Here is a 17,291-nt window from a genome sequence, read left to right as displayed (position 1 = left end):
GGTATCAGCCTATGCTGGTGCTGCCGAGCTCGGCCGCGCATACGGCCTTTACGCATTCGCGCAACCAGCGGTGGGCGGGGTCGGCCTGTAGCCTGGGGTGCCAGATCAGCGAGACAGTGAGTTCAGGCAGGGCAATGGGTAGCGCGAAGCTGTGCATGCCTTCGCGCAGATTGCCGGTATGGCGTTCGGGCACGCTGGCGATCAGGTCGGCATGACGTGCCAGCGCCAAGGCGGCGGAGAATCCGCTGACTATGGTTGCGACCTGGCGTTCCAGCCCCAGTGATGCCAGCGCGGCATCGATAGGGCCTTTGTCGTGCCCTTGCCGCGAGATGGCGATGTGCCTGCCAGCAGCATAAAGGGCGGCAGTCGCATCGGTTTGGCTTAGCGGGTGCCCCTTGCGAACAACTCCGATGAAGCGATCACGGAACAGGGTCTGGACTTTCAGTTCCGGCCCGGTGGCCTCGCCTATCACCCCTGTCTCGAGATCGACGCTGCCGTCGCGCAGTGGCGCATTGTCCTTATTTGTTTTCTGCATGAAGCACAGGCGTACGCCGGGCGCCTCGTCGGCGATGCGGGCCATGAGTGCTGGGCCGAAATTCTCGGCGAACCCGTCGCGCGAGCGCAGGGTGAAGGTGCGTACCAACTGTCTGAGATCGGGTTGCTCAACCGGCCGCAACACGGCTTGCGCATCCTGCACCAGCTGGCTGACGCGCTCGCGCAGTTCGATCGCCCTTGGTGTCGGTACCAGGCCACGCCCGGCGCGAACCAGCAAGGGGTCACCGATGGTTTCGCGCAGTCGTGCCAAGGCACGGCTCATGGCCGAGGGGCTGAGCCGCAGGCGGCGGGCTGCGCGGGCGACGCTGCCTTCTGCCAGCAGGGCATCGAGCGTGGCGAGCAGGTTGAGATCGGGCGTGGACATGGTCTGACGATAGCGCAGAACAGGAGTGAGGTGGCGTCTTATGCATGAATAAAGTGCAAATGCTGCGCCTTCCGCCATGAGTGATGCGAGGCTAGTCTCTGCTTGTGATCGCGGTGTATGGCGAGTGGCAATCGGAGGCGGCTTTCATGTTGAAACCAAGGGTAAAAGCAGGGGATGCTTTAGAGGCGGCTGGGCGCCGGCCGGCCTGGGCGCTGGTTAGCCTGGCGTTGGCGATGTTGCTGTCTTCGTTGGGCACCAGCATTGCCAGCGTGGGCTTGCCGACGTTGGCACAGGCCTACCAGGCTTCATTCCAGGCGGTGCAGTGGGTGGTGCTGGCGTATCTCATCGCCATTACCACCTTGATCGTCAGTGTGGGATGGCTGGGCGATGTTATCGGTCGTCGGCGGCTATTGCTGGTTGGGATAGGCCTGTTCACCACGGCCTCGGCCCTTTGTGGTGCTGCGCCTACGCTTGGGGTGCTGATTGCTGCGCGGGTGGTGCAAGGCTTGGGGGCGGCCATCATGATGGCGCTTGCCCTGGCCCTGGTGGCCGAGGCGGTACCCAAAGATAGGCGCGGTAGTGCCATGGGGCTTTTGGGTTCGATGTCGGCTATTGGGACGGCGCTCGGGCCTTCGCTCGGTGGCTTGCTGATTGCCGAGCTGGGATGGCAGGCGATGTTCTGGTTCAACCTGCCCTTGGGCGGACTGGCCTGGCTGTTGGCGTATCGCTTCCTGCCGGGTGATGGCTTGGCCCCCAAGGCCAATCTGCGTGACTTCGACTTTGGAGGCATGTTGCTGCTGGCGGTGACGCTGGCGGCCTATGCGTTGGCCATGACAGCAGGGCAGGGCGGGCTGGGTTGGCTCAATGGCGGGCTGCTGCTGCTTGCCTTGGTGGCGGGGGGCCTTTTCGTGTGGCTGGAAGCCTGGGTTGCGTCGCCGTTGATACGCCTGGGCATGTTCCGTGACACTGTGCTGAGCACAGGCTTGGCCATCAGTGCCCTGGTGGCCACGGTGATCATGGCGACCTTGGTAGTCGGGCCATTCTATCTGGCCCGCACGCTGGGGCTGGATGCAGTGTTGGTCGGGCTGGTCATGTCGGCCGGGCCAGCGGCGGCGGCGTTGGGCGGGGTGCCTGCCGGTCGCCTGGTGGATCGCTTTGGCGCGCCGCCGCTGACGCTGGTGGGTCTGGCGGGCATGGCAGCGGGCAGTAGCATGCTGTGGCTGCTGCCTCCGGCCTTGGGGGTAGTTGCCTATGTCGTACCGCTGGTGATTATCACGACCAGCTATGCCTTGTTCCAGACTGCCAACAATACGGCGGTGGCGGCGGATGCAAGGCCCGACCAGCGGGGGGTTATCTCGGGCATGCTTAGCCTGTCGCGCAATCTGGGCTTGATTACGGGCGCGTCGTTGATGGGGGCGGTTTTTGCTTTCGGGGCAAGGGCGACCGATATCACGGTGGCTTCCCCTGTAGCGGTAGCAGCCGGTATGCAGATGACGTTCGCGGTTGCGACTGGCTTGATCTGCCTGGCGATAGCCATAGCCTGGGCGGGTCGCAGGAGGCCGCTGCCTGCCACGGCCGATGTCGCCGAGACCGCATCGAGCATGCCTGGTAGTGGTGCCTAGCGCTCTCTGACCATGACTTGGACCGTGACGTCGGGGTGGCTGGCCAGGGTTTCAATCTGTTCGATAAAGCGGAAACCCATGCGTTGGTAGAGCCGGCTGGCGCGCTCGTTGGTGGGTGATACGGAGAGCACAACCCTGCGGTGACCCAACTGGTCGGCATGGTTGATGACAGCCTGGACCAGACTGCTGGCCGCTGTGCTACCGCGTGCTGCAGGGGCTACCCACATGGCGATCAGGTTGTACGCCTGGCTTTGCGGGTGCACCACGCCACCGACGAGGCCAATGGCTTGCGCATGGTCATAAGCCAGGAAGAAGGTGGGGCCAGCCTGTGCGCTGGCGCGGGCTTGCCATTGCTCGTCACTGTCGTTGGCGACCTGGGCGTGGCTGATGCCAAATGCTTTGGGGGCATCCAGCAGCGCGGCCAGACGTAGCGCCTTGAGGGTGGGCCAGTCTGCCAGCGTGGCGGGCCGCACCCGGATAGCTGCGGTCTGCATGGGGGCGCCTAGCGTTTGCGTGCCAGGGTCAGGCCATCGCCCAGGGGCAGCATGGAGAGGTCGATGCGTGTGTCTGAGTGTAGTTTGCGGTTAAGCGCCTGCAGTGCCTGGGTGTCGGGTTCTTGTGATGGCTGCGCGACGGCGCCGCTCCACAGCACGTTGTCGATGGCGATGAGGCCGCCGGGGCGCAGCAGTTGCAGGCAGCGCTCGTAATAGGCGTCGTAGCTGACCTTGTCGGCATCGATAAAGGCAAAGTCGTACTGGCCGGCTTCGCCCGCACTGAGGCGCTGGTCCAGCGTGTCGAGCGCAGGCGCCAGTTGCAGGTCTATCTTGTGGCTGACGCCGGCATCGCGCCAGAATGGCTTGCCGATGCGGGTGTAGTCGTCGCTGATGTCGCAGGCTAGCAGGTAGCCATCGTCGGGTAGTGCGAGCGCGACACTGAGGGCGCTGTAACCGGTGAAGACGCCTATCTCGATGGCGCGCTGTACCCCCAGTAGCTTGACCAGCAGGGCCATGAACTGGCCTTGCTCTGGCGATATCTGCATGCCCGCTGCCTGGTGGCTGCGGGTGGCTTCCCGCAGCCCGAGCTGGGCCGGGTGTTCGCGTAGGCTATGGTCCAGCAGGTATTGGTACAGGGTGTCGTCGAGGTTCAGGCTGCGGTTGCTCATGCGCTTTCCTGTTGCGGTGTCGTTGCCAGTGCCTGGCCGGGAGCAAGGTATAACCCACGGTAGCGGCGAGTTCAAGCGCCTGGTGCTTGTGCTGGGGGCTGCATTGCATCAGCGTGAGGCCCAGCTGGCATTGAGTTGCCGGGTCGTACCGGGCGTGGCTTGCTTGAGCCATTGCTGGGCCTGTGTGTCGTTCAGCAGGTAGGCACGCCAGAATTGCAGGCTGGCCTCCTGTACCAGCTTGCGCTGGGCTGTGGCATCGCCATTGACCTTGCCCCTTTGCTGGCCACCGAGAAAGGCATGGTCGGCGCCATCCAGCACCAGCCGGTATTTGTCGCCTGGTGGGAGGTGGTCAAGCAGCGCGGCTCTATCGGCTGGGGTACGTTCGGCGTGCAGCGGATCCTGGTCGTCGGTGCCGGTAATCAGCAACATGGGGCGTTTCATCTGGCTGTGGCGTTTTTCCCTGTCGTTACGCAAGGACGGGCTGAAGGCCAGGAAGGCGAGCGGGCGTGGATCGGCAAAGCGTAGGCCCACCATGGGATAGCGTTCGCCTGCCAATCCTTGCGTTGTAACGGCGCCGAAGGAATGGCCGCTGGCCCCCAGCCGTAGCAGGTCTACCCGGCTGGCTATGGCATCCTGCCGATGTTCGACCAGGTAGTCGATGACAAAGCTGACATCACGCAAACGTTCCAGTAACTGGTGGGCGGTGGCGGCATGCCGGAGATTGGCCCGGCGGTCTTTGGCGGGCTTGTCTTGCCAAACCGAGGCGTCGCTACCTGGGTGTTGCAGCACCAACACGGTGAAGCCGTGCTCGGCCCAATAACTGACCCATTCGACCGCCGCATCGCGCGAGCCACCCAGCCCATGGGAGAACAGGATGGTGGGCGCGGGCGCCTTACCCTCCGGCAGATAGGCTTTGAGCGGGATACTGCGTTGGCGGACAGGGTCGTACCAACTGGTTTCCAGCTTCTGGACTGCGGCATGCAGTGGGCTGCATACCAGCAGGGCGAGCAGCATCAGGAAGTAGGCAAGCAATGGGGGGCGCATGGCGGCAAGCTCTTGGTGGGAAGTGAGGCCAAGATAGTGCCCGGCATCGGCGCGGGACAAGCAGGTCTGCGGTTTGTTTACCCTTGATACGGAATGTAACAGGGCCGCGATAATTGCAGGCCGTATCCGTCCGCGCCCGTCTCACTTGGTGCGTTGAGCATTGATGGCTTGCAGCAACTGCTGAAACCGGCCTTCGAGATCGGCCCCCAGCAGGGCAATGGCGCCCCGCACCAGACTGTTGATGACGCCAGCCAGTACGCCGAGGATAAAGACTGACAGCGCGCCACCCAGAAACACCACAATGGACTTGGACAGGACGATGTTACCGTTGGGGCTGTGGACGGTGTTGTCGGCAGGACTGAGCGAGGCAAAGTAGCCGATGATGGCGTGCGATGCCGGGTCGCTCCAGAGGGCGTCTATGCCGGTAATCAGCTTGTAGAGCAGCACGGCGGCGGCGCCCAGCAGGGCGAGGGCAATCGCGGTTTTCAGGCTGTTGAGATGTTCCAAGGGGGTTCCTGGAGGGTGGGGGCTGGATTCAGCATAGCTGCTGCGGGATGCATCCAGAAACCTCAATGCGCGGTATGTCGTTGGGCGATGCACAGGCGCTAAGCCGCCTAGGTTGCTGGTGGCATACACCAGGGTGCGGGCTGAGGCCCGCTGCAAGCCATGTTGTCGCTCGGCTGTTAGTATGGTGGGCCTGAGAGCTTACTTGGATGAGTCTGCCGATGTAATTAATGCCTGTTTTGAGATAGCGGTTTTTTACATGCCCTTGCTGTGCAAGGGCGGTGTTGTTGCGTCTCTACAGGACAGGAATATGACTTCATCTTTGACGCCGGCCACGCCGGCTGCTGTATCTACCCATGCCCACCACGCCCTTGGCCACTCAGAGGAATACTTTAGGGCCTATCGGGATTTCTGGTGGAACGCGGACTTTCTGCAGCTGATTGCCAAGCGCTGGCAGTTGCAGCACTACCGCAGCGTATTGGATGTGGGCTGTGGGCAATGCCACTGGAGCCGTTTGCTGCTGCCCTACTTGGCGGAGCAGCCGCAGATTACGGGCCTGGATAGCGATATCAAATGGTCGCAGGGCAACCTGGCACTGCAGCGCCAATTTGCTGAACAAGGGGCTAGCCTGGTGTTCAGCCAGGGTGATGCGGCTTGCCTGCCTTATGCCGACAATAGCTTTGACCTGGTGACTTGCCAGACGGTGTTGATACATCTGCCTGACCCCTTGGCCGCGTTGCGGGAGATGCACCGGGTAGCCAAGCCGGGCGGCAGGGTGATCTGCGCCGAACCGAGCAATCTGGCCAATGCCGGCATGGCCAGTGCACTGGAGGCCGGCATGACGCCGGCAGAGCGCTTGGCGGCATATCGCTACCGCCTGCTGTGCGAGACGGGCAAGCGGCTGGTGGGCGAAGGCTACTCTTCTCTGGGGGATGGCCTGGCTAGCCTGTTCCGGCAGGCGGGTTTTGCCGAGGTTCAGAGTTATCTCTCGGACAAGGCCTCGCCGGTGCTGGCACCCTATGGCGGCAAGGAGGCGCAAGCCGACCTGGCGGAACTGTGCGAGAGCATGTTGCCGGAGCGGGTGGCGCTATGGAATAGCCATGTGGCGCGTTGGGCTACCGTGCTAAGCCGGGAGGACGCTGATTTCGTACAGGCGTATGCAGCCGATGTTGATACGCGCCATGCGCGGTTGCGCGCGCTGCTGGAGACGGGGCGCTATTGGTATGGTGGTGCTGCAGTGATGTATCTGGTGTCTGCCGTGAAAGGACGTTAACCCAAGCCCTATGGCGCTGTTGTGTGAGCTTGATTCGGCCTAACTGCTAGGTAAGGAAGGGTGGGCTCTCCCAGGCCGTTGTTGCGCTGGTGATGGTGCCCGATGGTGGGCGCCTATCGCCAGCGCGTTCCGCTTCTGGTGGCGGTAATCAAGTGATGATTGATCAAAATCATCTAAGAGCCTGTTCAAAGTCTTTTCGCCGCGTCGTTCGCAACCTTGCTGGATGAAGGGCAAGGCGCAAGCCGCGCAGCGGTACGGGTTCCGGTACCGGTACCGTCAGCGGCTTGCAACGCCGCCATTCGCCGGCAAGGCTTCGAACCCGTACGGGAGCCCGAAGGGCTGAACTGGAAAACGGCCATTCACTGCGTTGCGGCGCTTGGCAATAACTTGTTATTGCCTGCGCACCACGCCTTGTGCCTGGCCATTTTCCAGCTCAGCCCAGCGGGCCGGCGCGCGGCGAAAAGACTTTGAACAGGCTCTAACTGATATGAGGTGTGCTAGTGCTGGTGTTAGCAAGACATGCAGAGCCGATGTCGGCTGTGCGAGAAGGGCATTTACCTTTGCTGGCTGATGCAGAGAATGGCCTGACGGTATCGGGCTGGGGCGCCGCCAGGGCTCTGGCCGAGGCGCTGGCTGGGCTGGGCGGGGAGTGCCTGTTGTATGCCAGCCCGATACGCCGCGCGAGTGAGACGGCCACCTGCGTGGCAGAGCGACTGCAGGTGCCGATACGGTATGAGGCCAGCCTGGCGGAGCGTAGCTTTGATGCCCTGCCGCAGCTGACGGGGCACCTGTCGCGGCAACTGCAGGAGGACGGTCTGCTTGACCCTGAGCGCAGTCTGATGGGGGAGGAAAGCGTGGCCCAGCACCGGGTGCGAGTGGCGGGATGGTTCGCGCACTTGCAGCAACAGCTGCTGGCGCGCCCCGACCAGCATGTGATTGTGGTTTGCCATGGCGGCACCATAGAGCATCTGCTGGGTTTGATATTGCATGCACCGGTGGCGGCATTGGCGCGTTATTACCTGCCTTGCGACTGTGCGCATTTCCATCAGCTATCGACCGCCATGCTCGGTGGGGAACTGGCCTTTACGCTGGATGGACTCAATCGGCCCCACCTGCACTTGGGTGGCTGAGGTTAGCTGCAAGTCCCACCATGTGGGCAGCAGGGCCTGTATTTCGGGGCGGCAGTAACGATCGTCGATCAGGTAGACGTAGCCTTGGTCTTGCTGGGTGCGGATTACCCGGCCGGCGGCCTGGACCACTTTTTGCAGACCGGGATAAAGGTAGGCGTATTCGTAGCCGGTGCCGAACAGGGTGCTCATGCGCTGCATGATCTGCTCGTTGACGGGATTGAATTGCGGCAGGCCCAGGGTGGCGACGAAGGCGGCCGATAAGCCGGTCGCCTGGCAGGTCTATGCCCTCGGCAAAGGCGCCGCCCAAGACGGCGAAACCTATGCCTTGTCCGCCGGGGAAAAAATGCACCAGAAAGCCTTGCCGCTCGGTTTCATCCATGCGTCTGGCCTGCTGCCAGATGGGGATGTGCGGGTGGCGGGACTGGAAGGCCTGGCTGACCTGCTGCAGGTAGTCAAAGCTGCTGAAGAACGCCAGGTAGTTGCCTGGATGGCGGTGGTATTGCTGGGCGATCAGCTTGCAGATGGGCTCGAGGGATGCCTGGCGGTGCGGATAGCGGGTGGAGATGTCATTGACCAGGCTTACCTGCAGCTGGCTGGCTTGAAAGGGCGAATCGACGTTGATCCACGCAGCGTCTGGTGGCAAGCCCAGCGTGTCGGCGTAATAGTGCCAGGGGCTGAGCGTGGCGGAGAACAGGGTGGTGCTGTGGGTGCTGGCAAAGCGTGGCTGCAGGAAAGGGGCGGGCAGGATGTTGCGCAGGCAGAGGATGCTGTTGGCTTGCCGTGTATGCGTGCCGCTCAGGGTGCTATCGAATTGCGAGTGCAGGTCGTAAACCTCGGCCAGGTGGGTGAAATGCAGGGCATCGAAATAGAACTGTTGTAGTGTGGGGTCCAGCCCCAATGGCTGCTCGACCAGGTGATCGGTAATGGCGCTGATAGCTTGTTGCAGCGGGTTGAGCAGGGTATCGGGCAGTGTGGGGTGGGCCTGGTAGGGTGTTTGCTGGGCGTCTGTGAAGGTTTTCCAGCTACGGTGCAGACGATCCAGTGTTTTGCGTAGCGCCTTGGGGGCTTGCTTGCGGGCCAGGCGGAATGCTGTTTGATCGAGCGTGGCGCTGTACATCTTGCGCGCACGGTCTACCAGATTATGGGCCTCGTCCACCAGCACGCCCACCTGCCATTGTTGTGCTTGAGTCAGGCCATGGAGCAGGGCGCTGGTATCGAAATAATAGTTGTAGTCACCGACGACGACATCGCTCCAGCGTGCCATCTCTTGGCTCAGGTAGTAGGGGCAGACCTGGTGGGCCAGCGCGATATCGCGCAAATTCACCTGATCTTGCAGCGGCAAGCCAATGGCAGCCGCGCGGGCTGCGGGTAGCCGGTCGTAGAAGCCTTGGGCGAGCGGGCAGGCATCACCGTGGCAGGCTTTGTCTGGGTGTTCGCAGGCTTTGTCGCGCGCGACCAGCTCCAGCGTGCGCAGGGAGCCGCTGGCCATACCTTGTTGCAGCCGTGACAGGCTATCGAGCGCCAGTCGACGGCCGGGTGTTTTCGCCGTCAGGAAGAACAGCTTGTCCAATTGTTGGGCGGGCATGGCCTTGAGCAGGGGAAACAGGGTGGCTACCGTTTTACCCAAGCCGGTCGGGGCTTGGGCCAGCAGATGGCGCCGGGTGCTGGCTGCCTTGTAGACGGCCTCTGCCAGATCGCGCTGGCCTGGCCGGAAATGCGGATGAGGGAAGGCCAACTGCTGCAGTTGCTGGTTGCGTTGCCGCTGGTGCTGCAGTTCCTGCTCGGCCCAGGCGGTAAAGCGGCCGCACAGGGTTTCGAAATACTGTTGCAGGCTGGCGGCGCTGTGGAGTTCTGTCAGCAGTGTCTCTCTCTGGCTGTGGATGTCGTAGTACACCAGCGCCAGTTCCAGTTGCTTGAGTTGGCGCTGCTGGCAGAGCAGGTGTCCATAGACTTTGAGCTGCGCCCAGTGGAGCGCCCGGTGATTGGCGGGCATGCGTGCCAGGTCGCCACGGTGCGTCTTGATTTCCTCCAGCCGATTGTTGCCCGGGTCGTAGCCATCGGCGCGGCCGCGCACCAGCAGGTTCTGGTATTGAACGGACAAGCTGATTTCGGCCTGATAGCCGCTGCCGCGTCGTGCAGTGACAGCCTGGTGGCCGGCAATGCCCTCCTGGGCCGTGGGGGCGGGGGTGAAGCGCAGGTCCAGATCACCTGCCTTGGCGGTGAATTCGCACAAGGCACGTACGGCGATGGTGTAGCTCACGCGGCACCTGCCTCGCTACGCGCTTGCCAGCGGACATAGCACACGATGATTGGGAGCTGGTGGGCCAGGCAGTAGGCCAGCCAGCGCTTCTGGTTGTCTTGCAGCTTGTCGCCTGGGCCCTTGACTTCGATCATGCGGTAGCCTGGGTGGCCTGCCTGAAACTGTATCAGGTCGGGCAGGCCGGTACGGTTGGCTTGGAGGTCGGCAAGCATGCGTTGAAACAATAGCTTGAGGTGCTGTGGCGGAATGGCGGCCAAGGCGTGCTCCAGCAGAGTGGGCGGGAGCCAGGGCCAGTGGATGAAGGGGCACTGCAGGCCGGCTTTTTCCTGGTAGCGCTGCCGCACGGTTTCTCTATAGCTACCGCTATCAAGCTCGGCGAAGCATTGCGCACATATGGCCGCCCGGCGTTGCTGGAAATCCGGTCGATAGAGATCGGCAGGGGCGGCCTGGAAGGGATGAAAGAAAGCGCCGGGCAAGGGGGGCATACAGGGCTGGCCAGAACAGTAGGCCGAACAGGCCATTCAGCAGGGTGTTTTCGACATAGTGAACTGGGGCGTCGATGCGATGGAGATGATCGCGAACGACCAGTTCGACAGTCAGCCCGGACTCGGGGCGTGGTAGCTCCAGCCATTGTTCCGGCACGGGCGAGGCTGGTGTGGGTGCTGGTTTGACCTGGCCCAGCCGGCGGGCCAACCGTGGCAGCATGCGCGTCAGTTGTTGCTGTTCGGCGTCGTTCTCCGGTTGCTGCAAGGCGGCCGTGGCCAAGGCATAGGCTGAGGTGTATTGCTGCTGCCGCTCTAGCAGCCTGACCTGGCGAGCTCGTGCGCCAGGGTGGTTGCTGCGTTGGTATATGGCCAGGGCGGCTGCCGTATCGTCGGTTTCGCATTGCTGTGCCAACTGGTATAGCAATCTGGCGCGGCGACTTTCCAGCCAAGGGTTGTCATAAGGCAGGGAGGGGATGGCGTCCATCAGCTCGGGCAGGGCGGCGCCTTGGCGAAGGCGCTGGCGGCAGTCGTGCAGGTGGAGGTAGTCGTCTATGTCCTGGCGATGCTGAAAGGCGCGCGACTGAGGACTGAACGGGACTTTTTCATACTGGAATACACCCAGGTCGGTGAGGACGAATTCCGACCAATCCTGGTGCAGATTGCCAAAGAACATCAGCCGCAGGCGCTCGCAAAGCGGGGTGATTTGCAGTGCGTAAATAGTATCGCTGGTGGTGGGCTGCCAGGCAGCCAGGGGGCGCGGCTCTGGGTACTGCGGGCTGAGCTCGGCCAGCCAGGCATCCTTGCGTTGACCTGCCGGGCCAGTAGGCAAGATTTGCGCGAGATCGGCCCGGGTCAATAGCTGGAATAGCTGGGGCAGGCTCAGTTCGGGCTGTGCATCCAGCCAGCCGAGGCCGATGAGCGGTGCGGCGGCAGCGCTGATGCAACCAATTTCGGGGTAATGCAACTTGCGGGCAAGGAATAGCGGACCCGTGCGCATGACCAGCCGAACAAGCAGTGCCTGTGAGGGGAAGGGCAGTTGCTGAAAGGCGGCGATGAATGCCTGCTCGGGATCACCCAGCAAGTCGCTATAGCGTTCGGTAATCCAGCCCAGCGCTCTGTGGAAGTTGGTGAGATAGTAGAGCGGGGCAAGCGTGGGGCGCTGCATGGTAGGGGTAGGAAAGAGACCGTAGATAGGCACCAAGCTGTGGTAGTACCATTATGGTGAACGATCGTTCTCTTTGCAATGCCACTGTGACGCTGATTGAACCCACACATGAGCAGGGCGCTTCTTTGGTGGAAGAAGCGCCCTGGTTTCGTTTCTGCTAGTGGGATTACTGCACGAAGCCTGGCATGGCGACCTTGCCATTGAGCATTTCATCGACGCTGTTGCCGTAGCCGACATAGATCTGCGAGCCAAGGAGGTCGTTGTTGACGCCCACGGGGATGGTGGCAATGTGCACCGGAATGCTGGTGTTGGCGACGGCAGTGCCTGCCACGGGAATGGCGGGTGGGGCGTAGAGTTCCCAGTTGCTGCCATTGCGTAGGAAGAGGTTGCTGCCTACCTGAACGCCGATGTAGATATTGACGGTTTTGCCCAGGTCGGCGCTGCCGGGCTGGATGGTGGCGTTGTAGCTGACTTCGGTCGCGTTGGCGGTGCGTGCCAATGAGAAGGTGGGGCCAAAACTGATGGCGTTGTAGGCGGCTGCGACGTCGAGTATGCCGTAGCCCCAGGTGTAGTTGGGGGATTGCGGCAGCAGGGTCTGGGCGTTGTAGACAGGTAGCGTGCCCACGAAGCCGTTGGTTTGGACATGGCCCAGGAGTGCCTGCTTGACTTCAGCCAGCGTCAGGTTGGGTTTTTTCTGCAGCAGCAGGGCGATGGCGCCAGCAACATGGGGTGTAGCCATACTGGTGCCGCTCTTGCCGACATGCTTGCCATCGGGGTCGGTATTGCTTTCCGATGTATCGGTATCGTCTTGTGCCAAGGCCGCAAAGATGGTGGCGCCGGGCGCGGTGATCTCTGGCTTCATGATGGCGGGGCACTTGGCCAGGTTGCTACAGTCGCGGCGTGGACCACGACTGGAGAAGCCAGTGATGTCGCCTACGACATCGTCCGGGACGTTGTAGGTGCTGCCGTCTATGGCTTTCCAGCTGCGCTTGGTGACGTAGGCTGCGACGCCCAGGACATTGGTGGCCGAGGCGGTGTCGGTGATGATCTCGCTGGTGATATTGTCGGTGTGATCGGTAAAGGTGCCGCCGCTGGCGTCCTCACCACCGATGAGGCTGAAGCGGCCGGGAGCGCCGCCGAGCGAGTTGGCTGTGAGGGAGATGCCCCATTTGCCGACGGTAACATCCGATACACTGGGGTTCAGCGTGATGTAGATCTGCCTGTCGTCGTTGCTGGCCAGGGTGTCGGTGGAGGCCACCACAATCTGACCGCAACTGGTTTCCTTGTCGATTGATTGATTGACGGCGATCAGCCCACTGTCGCAATCAAGGCCGCCTGGGCCGGTGACGCGTACGCTGAACGATTGTGTGCCGGGGTACCACATTTCCAGATAGTAGGTCTGGCTGCCGTCAGGGACTTCGTAACCCACGGTGACGGTTTCACCTTGGCTGATATTGCCGCTGGCGCGTATTTTGGCATCGCCTTCGTTGCCGGCTGCACCGACTATCATGAAGCCGGCATCGACTGCGTTGGACAAGGCGCGCTCATAATTGGAGGTGCCATCGCGTGCGCCGAAGTAGCTGCCCAGGCTGAGGTTGACCACAGCGGGTTTGCCGGCTTGGCTGGCTACCTGCTTGATATAGCTGACGGCATCGACCACGGCGTTGCTGGCGGCGACGCCGCTGCCTATGGCGTTGGCCGAAACAATGTCGGCCTCGGGCGCCATGCCCACCATGCGGAAGGCGGCCATGTTGCCGCCGGTTGCCTGGCCATTGCCTGCTGCAATGCTGGCAACATGGGTGCCATGGCCGCCGCTGGACGGTTGCCGGCACATGGTGCTGTTGCCTTGGATGGCCGCGTTGATCATGGCTGCGGTGCAGATGCCGCCATAGGTAAAGCCGCTAGGTGGCGCACCTGACGCACCGCTGGCGCGCATATCCCATAGCTGCAGCAGCCGGGTGCTGCCATCCTGCTTGCGGAAATCCAGGTGGCGGTAGTCGATGCCATCATCCACGATGCCGACAATGACACCCTTGCCAGTAGCGCCGGTCAGGCTGAAGCCCGTGCCGCTGCGTAGGGTATTGGCCTTGGTGGCGGCGACACTGCTGTCGAGCTTGGGGCTGAGCTTGCGCGCCGCTTCGATGAACATGACGCCCGGCAGCTTGGCGACCTGCAGCAATTTATTCCTGGGAATGTCGACCGAGGCAATATCGCCCAGCACGCTGCGCACGGTGACACCGTTGGCGCGCGCGGCATCCAAGCCCTTTCCTTCAAAGCGCAGCAGCGCAGGCACCATATTGGGTTTGCTGCCTGCACTGGCGGGGATGACCTGCGCTTGCAGGGCTGGATTGCGGGCAATGGCTTGCAGGGCACCATCCAGGCGGGCTTGGGCGAATGCACCAGTAGCCAGTGCCAGGCTGATCAGGCTGAGAATACTGCGGGAGGCGGTCATGGGGACTCCGGATAAAGCGGACTGCGATGGATGTTGGATCAAGTGAGATTAGACCAGCGGCGTGGCTGAATCCAACCGGGCGGACAGGTTACTCTCGTGGCTGGAGGTCTTGCAGGTATTTTTCCCTGACCTTGATGGTGACAGGTTCAGCCTGTGCGCTCGTGATGGGGTAGGGCAGTCTGGTACGTGGATTCTGGTCTGTGAGGAAACAGTGTGTGCCTGCACAAGGGCCACAGGATAGACGGTGCGCCTGTGTTTGAGCATCAACCCAGTTGCTTGGCAAAGCAGATGGCCTGGGTATTGCCGAGGTATTTGCCGTAGTTGTCTATGGTCTGGAAGCCGCGAGTGCGATAGAAGTTGACTGCGCGTTCGTTGACCTTGCGGGTCTCCAGCCAGAGTGCCTGGTAGCCCAGGGTACGCGCCCGCGCTTCAAGGTGAGCCAGGATGGCCGAGCCGACACCTTGATGGCCGGGCCGGGAATACATGCGCTTGATTTCGGCAACACCCTCACCGAGGGGGCGGAAGGCGCCGCAACCGACGGCCTGGCCTGTGTTGTTGCGGGCGATCACAAAGGTGGCCTTGGCTGCGCGCACGTCATCCGGGTTGAAGGAGGCTCGCCCGCTATCACCGGTGATGTGGGCGAGTACCGTGGAAAGCTCGTCCATCAATAGCTGGGCATCGGGGGAGCCGGGGTCTTCTGCTTGTATGTGCAGCATGGGCATCGTGGTTGGGAGGATGATAGGTAGGCCTGTGCTCAGCCTGCGCGCCAGAACTTCTTTCCCAGCACCCTGAAGCGCTCCAGGTCTTCGCCGCGTATATCCTGGGCGGCGAACTCGGGATTGGCCGAGCGCAGGCGGATGCCATCAGTGAGGCGATCAACGAACTTGATGAAGAGTTGGTCACCAACCAATACGGCATAGACCTCGCCATCAACAATGCGGGTGTCGGCGATATCGATGACGACGGTGTCGCCGTCGCGTAGCTCGGGTTCCATGGAGCGGCCGCGTACATAGAGTGCCTTGGCATTCTCGGGCTTACGTCCGCGCGCCTTGAAGAAGCTGGCACGGAATACCAAGGGGTCATCCTCGCTATGCTCTACCCAGGCCAGGTTGCCATTGCCGGCGGAGAGGCCCACGTCATAGCTGGGGACCTTGACGTAGCGCTGTTCGTCCAGCTCGGTGAAGTCGTTGTACGCAGCAACGGCTGCGCCTGCGGGTATTTCTCCCGGCCGCATGGGGCCTTTGCCTGAGGAAAGCCAGAGTGCATTGACGTTCAGGAAGGTGGCTGCGCGCGCGCCATAGTCTGCACTGAGGCTGTGTGCACGACCATTGAACCATTGGTTGACCGTTGAGCGCGATACGCCCAGATGGCGTGCGATGTCGGCCTGGGAGACCTTGGCCGCATCGGCGGCGGCTTGCATTCGTTCGGATAGAGTACGCATTGCCGGATTGTCATGCATATTAAGTACGAATGCGCGTCCTTTTTGTTGAATTGTGGTACGTAATGACGTACAATGTATTGGTTGGTAGCGCCCGCTTTGAGGCGATGGTACGCATTGGAATGAGGAGAGAAGGCATGCAATTCAAATCGGCGGCACATCTGTTGGCGTGGGCGTTTGAGACGAGCGAGCGTCCGATATTGCGTAGTGCGCGATGCTATGACGCGGGGTCGGCCGAAGTGCGGGGTGGCGGGCCTGTAGGGATGTCGGCACATGACAAGCATGCTCAGGCAGCAGTTGTGATGGCTTTTCTTTCTAGCTTGCCGGTGGGGCAGAAGTGCGTGGTGTTTGGCTTGTTCAACCCAACCATGCGCGAGAATATGAGTATCGCGGCTGCGGACGGCGTGCCGTGCAAGTATGGTTTTCAGGCGGCGCGCTATGCGGCAAGGATGTGGATGACACCAGTCAGTCAGAAGGGGGCGAGTGCGGGGTCGGAAGTGGAACTGGCTGCCATGGCGGGTTGCTCGGCGGCGACGGCGCATCGCTACAAGCACGCAGTGTGGACTGAGTTGGATAAGCACTACACGGCTGCTCTGGAGGCGGTGGCGCATCGATTTGATGCACTCCTGCGGCCGGACCAGGATGCATCACGCACCGGTTCATAGGTCAGCTTGTGTAGGTGTACAACTGAGGCGACGAAACCGCTTCAAGCGCTTTGTCGAGCTTAGCGAGGTTCCCCGCCGGCGGGCGGGGGGAGGGGTGGGGCTCAATCAAGGTCGGGCCGTTGTTTGAGTTGCCGCCATGCTTAGCACCCGGGTTTCCCGGGTGCCCGCGCTCGAGGTTTCTCTGCGCTAGCATGTGGTTACACAGCAGGCCCGTCATCCCATTTATCGGCTATGCGCTTGAGATCGCCGGCGTGCTCCAGCTGGCGTAGCGCTGCCTTGATCCGATCAACGACTGCCTGTGGTACATGCCGGGCAAACGTCAGATAAAAGGCCTGACGATCCATGACGGTGGGCAGTATGCGCACCTTTCCTTCCAGCCCCAGCTTACGTATATCGCCCTTGATGCCAGGCAGGCGGTGGTAAAAGAAACGCCCGCGGCCAGCCAGCAATTTTTGCAGGTTGGTGGGGGTGTCTTTGGCATTGGAGTCTATCTGTAAGCCACCCAGGGCGTGCAGGCGGTTGACAGGGCCGAAGCCATGGGTAGTGAGTATGATGCCGCGATCACCTAGCTTACGCACGTCGTCCCATTGCTGGATGGACACGGTATCGTCGGCACGGGCTACCAGGTGGTAGCGCACCTGGAACAAGGCGGGTTCGATATAGACAAAGCGGGCCTCTCGCTCAGGTGTTCTGGATAGGCCACATTCGACGTCTATCGAGCCGGCTGCCATCAAGGCTTCAATGCGTGCAGCGGGCTGTAGCTCCTGGTCGCCGCTAAAACGGATAGTGGGTTCCAGTCGTTCTATTGCCCTGAGTATATCAATGCAGATTCCGCCTATGCTGCCATCGGGTAGGGTGAGGTACTTGGGCTCGGTGCCACTTTGGGATGGGACCTTGAGTACGCTGCTTTCAGCCGCAAAGGTGTGGCTACAGGCGAGGCTGAGCAGGCACAGGGCAGCCATGTAGCTGCGCCATGGGGACTGCATGCACAAGGCAGGGTGCCAGGGGGCTTTCATCAGACCAGTGTAGCTGGGCCCTGGCGCTTTGCTGGGGATGCGCGGAAAGCGGGCTGCGGCGGTGGTGAGCCAGACCAAAATCGTACCGGATTATGATGCAGTGAGGAGGGCTGTCGCGGTAAGTGGTTGTTACGTATGGGTGCAGTTATTGCACGC

The 17,291-nt window shown here is 61.8% G+C and carries 16 protein-coding genes and 1 pseudogene; 4 read left to right on the top strand and 13 right to left on the bottom strand.

Annotation, left to right across the window (positions count from 1 at the left end):
• Positions 1-4: 4 nt before the first annotated feature.
• Positions 5-919, bottom strand: a complete 915-nt coding sequence (locus V7714_RS12250; protein ID WP_335709972.1) for a LysR family transcriptional regulator — start codon at positions 917-919, stop codon at positions 5-7.
• 233 nt (positions 920-1,152) lie between these two features.
• Between V7714_RS12250 and V7714_RS12245 the strand changes: the two genes are divergently transcribed.
• Entirely contained in the window at positions 1,153-2,541 is a 1,389-nt protein-coding gene (locus V7714_RS12245) for an MFS transporter (RefSeq protein ID WP_335709971.1), read from the top strand.
• Here V7714_RS12245 and V7714_RS12240 read toward each other — a convergent pair.
• The 4 genes from V7714_RS12240 to V7714_RS12225 form a co-directional block, all read right to left on the bottom strand.
• A complete protein-coding gene (locus V7714_RS12240; protein WP_335709970.1) occupies positions 2,538-3,035 on the bottom strand; it encodes a GNAT family N-acetyltransferase in 498 nt (165 codons plus the stop codon). The two genes, V7714_RS12245 and V7714_RS12240, sit on opposite strands and share 4 nt — an antisense overlap.
• A gap of 8 nt (positions 3,036-3,043) precedes the next feature.
• Positions 3,044-3,703, bottom strand: a complete 660-nt coding sequence (locus tag V7714_RS12235) for a class I SAM-dependent methyltransferase (protein ID WP_335709969.1) — start codon at positions 3,701-3,703, stop codon at positions 3,044-3,046.
• 108 nt (positions 3,704-3,811) lie between these two features.
• Entirely contained in the window at positions 3,812-4,747 is a 936-nt protein-coding gene (locus tag V7714_RS12230) for an alpha/beta hydrolase family protein (RefSeq protein WP_335709968.1), read from the bottom strand.
• A 141-nt stretch (positions 4,748-4,888) separates the two neighbouring features.
• Complete coding sequence (locus V7714_RS12225; protein ID WP_335709967.1) at positions 4,889-5,254, bottom strand: hypothetical protein; 366 nt, start codon at positions 5,252-5,254, stop codon at positions 4,889-4,891.
• A gap of 307 nt (positions 5,255-5,561) precedes the next feature.
• On the opposite strand from V7714_RS12225, the gene V7714_RS12220 reads away from it, so the two are divergent.
• The gene (locus V7714_RS12220) at positions 5,562-6,524 is read left to right on the top strand and encodes a class I SAM-dependent methyltransferase (protein WP_335709966.1); all 963 of its coding nucleotides are present in this window, start codon (positions 5,562-5,564) and stop codon (positions 6,522-6,524) included.
• 494 nt (positions 6,525-7,018) lie between these two features.
• Positions 7,019-7,654: a histidine phosphatase family protein gene (locus tag V7714_RS12215; protein WP_335709965.1), complete on the top strand. Its 636-nt coding sequence runs from the start codon at positions 7,019-7,021 to the stop codon at positions 7,652-7,654.
• Here V7714_RS12215 and V7714_RS12210 read toward each other — a convergent pair.
• The 7 genes and pseudogenes from V7714_RS12210 to V7714_RS12180 form a co-directional block, all read right to left on the bottom strand.
• Positions 7,574-7,885 carry a helicase C-terminal domain-containing protein gene (locus V7714_RS12210; protein WP_335710010.1) on the bottom strand — a complete coding sequence of 104 codons (312 nt, stop codon included), beginning with the start codon at positions 7,883-7,885 and terminating at the stop codon, positions 7,574-7,576. The two genes, V7714_RS12215 and V7714_RS12210, sit on opposite strands and share 81 nt — an antisense overlap.
• Before the next feature lie 94 nt (positions 7,886-7,979).
• Positions 7,980-9,647, bottom strand: a pseudogene (locus V7714_RS12205) (ATP-dependent DNA helicase); the annotation flags it as partial.
• 263 nt (positions 9,648-9,910) lie between these two features.
• Positions 9,911-10,258 (bottom strand): VRR-NUC domain-containing protein, encoded by a 348-nt coding sequence (locus V7714_RS12200; protein ID WP_335709964.1) that lies wholly within the window; start codon positions 10,256-10,258, stop codon positions 9,911-9,913.
• 22 nt (positions 10,259-10,280) lie between these two features.
• Entirely contained in the window at positions 10,281-11,564 is a 1,284-nt protein-coding gene (locus tag V7714_RS12195) for a VRR-NUC domain-containing protein (RefSeq protein WP_335709963.1), read from the bottom strand.
• A gap of 166 nt (positions 11,565-11,730) precedes the next feature.
• Entirely contained in the window at positions 11,731-14,016 is a 2,286-nt protein-coding gene (locus tag V7714_RS12190) for a S8 family serine peptidase (protein ID WP_335709962.1), read from the bottom strand.
• A 263-nt stretch (positions 14,017-14,279) separates the two neighbouring features.
• Positions 14,280-14,732: a GNAT family N-acetyltransferase gene (locus V7714_RS12185; protein ID WP_335709961.1), complete on the bottom strand. Its 453-nt coding sequence runs from the start codon at positions 14,730-14,732 to the stop codon at positions 14,280-14,282.
• A gap of 38 nt (positions 14,733-14,770) precedes the next feature.
• On the bottom strand, positions 14,771-15,457 hold the full coding sequence (locus tag V7714_RS12180) for a LexA family transcriptional regulator (protein WP_335709960.1): 687 nt from the start codon (positions 15,455-15,457) through the stop codon (positions 14,771-14,773).
• 134 nt (positions 15,458-15,591) lie between these two features.
• On the opposite strand from V7714_RS12180, the gene V7714_RS12175 reads away from it, so the two are divergent.
• A complete protein-coding gene (locus V7714_RS12175; protein WP_335709959.1) occupies positions 15,592-16,119 on the top strand; it encodes a hypothetical protein in 528 nt (175 codons plus the stop codon).
• Positions 16,120-16,316: 197 nt separating this feature from the next.
• On the opposite strand, the gene V7714_RS12170 is transcribed toward V7714_RS12175, so the two are convergent.
• Positions 16,317-17,081, bottom strand: a complete 765-nt coding sequence (locus V7714_RS12170; RefSeq protein ID WP_335709958.1) for a substrate-binding periplasmic protein — start codon at positions 17,079-17,081, stop codon at positions 16,317-16,319.
• Positions 17,082-17,291: the final 210 nt, after the last annotated feature.

Origin of the sequence: Chitinimonas sp. JJ19, assembly GCF_036961565.1 — a bacterium.
Classification (GTDB): Bacteria; Pseudomonadota; Gammaproteobacteria; order Burkholderiales; family Chitinimonadaceae; genus Chitinimonas.
Note: the sequence above shows the minus strand (reverse complement) of the source record. Positions and strands in the feature narration are given on the sequence as shown.

Bases quoted from the DNA above. Each gene is read 5' to 3' on its own strand.
- V7714_RS12230 (WP_335709968.1), bottom strand. From the start codon at position 4,747: ATGCGCCCCCCATTGCTTGCCTACTTCCTGATGCTGCTCGCCCTGCTG.
- V7714_RS12245 (WP_335709971.1), top strand. From the start codon at position 1,153: ATGTTGCTGTCTTCGTTGGGCACCAGCATTGCCAGCGTGGGCTTGCCG.
- V7714_RS12185 (WP_335709961.1), bottom strand. From the start codon at position 14,732: ATGCTGCACATACAAGCAGAAGACCCCGGCTCCCCCGATGCCCAGCTA.
- V7714_RS12240 (WP_335709970.1), bottom strand. From the start codon at position 3,035: ATGCAGACCGCAGCTATCCGGGTGCGGCCCGCCACGCTGGCAGACTGG.
- V7714_RS12190 (WP_335709962.1), bottom strand. From the start codon at position 14,016: ATGACCGCCTCCCGCAGTATTCTCAGCCTGATCAGCCTGGCACTGGCT.
- V7714_RS12235 (WP_335709969.1), bottom strand. From the start codon at position 3,703: ATGAGCAACCGCAGCCTGAACCTCGACGACACCCTGTACCAATACCTG.
- V7714_RS12250 (WP_335709972.1), bottom strand. From the start codon at position 919: ATGTCCACGCCCGATCTCAACCTGCTCGCCACGCTCGATGCCCTGCTG.
- V7714_RS12220 (WP_335709966.1), top strand. From the start codon at position 5,562: ATGACTTCATCTTTGACGCCGGCCACGCCGGCTGCTGTATCTACCCAT.
- V7714_RS12180 (WP_335709960.1), bottom strand. From the start codon at position 15,457: ATGCGTACTCTATCCGAACGAATGCAAGCCGCCGCCGATGCGGCCAAG.
- V7714_RS12195 (WP_335709963.1), bottom strand. From the start codon at position 11,564: ATGCAGCGCCCCACGCTTGCCCCGCTCTACTATCTCACCAACTTCCAC.
- V7714_RS12170 (WP_335709958.1), bottom strand. From the start codon at position 17,081: ATGGCTGCCCTGTGCCTGCTCAGCCTCGCCTGTAGCCACACCTTTGCG.
- V7714_RS12175 (WP_335709959.1), top strand. From the start codon at position 15,592: ATGCAATTCAAATCGGCGGCACATCTGTTGGCGTGGGCGTTTGAGACG.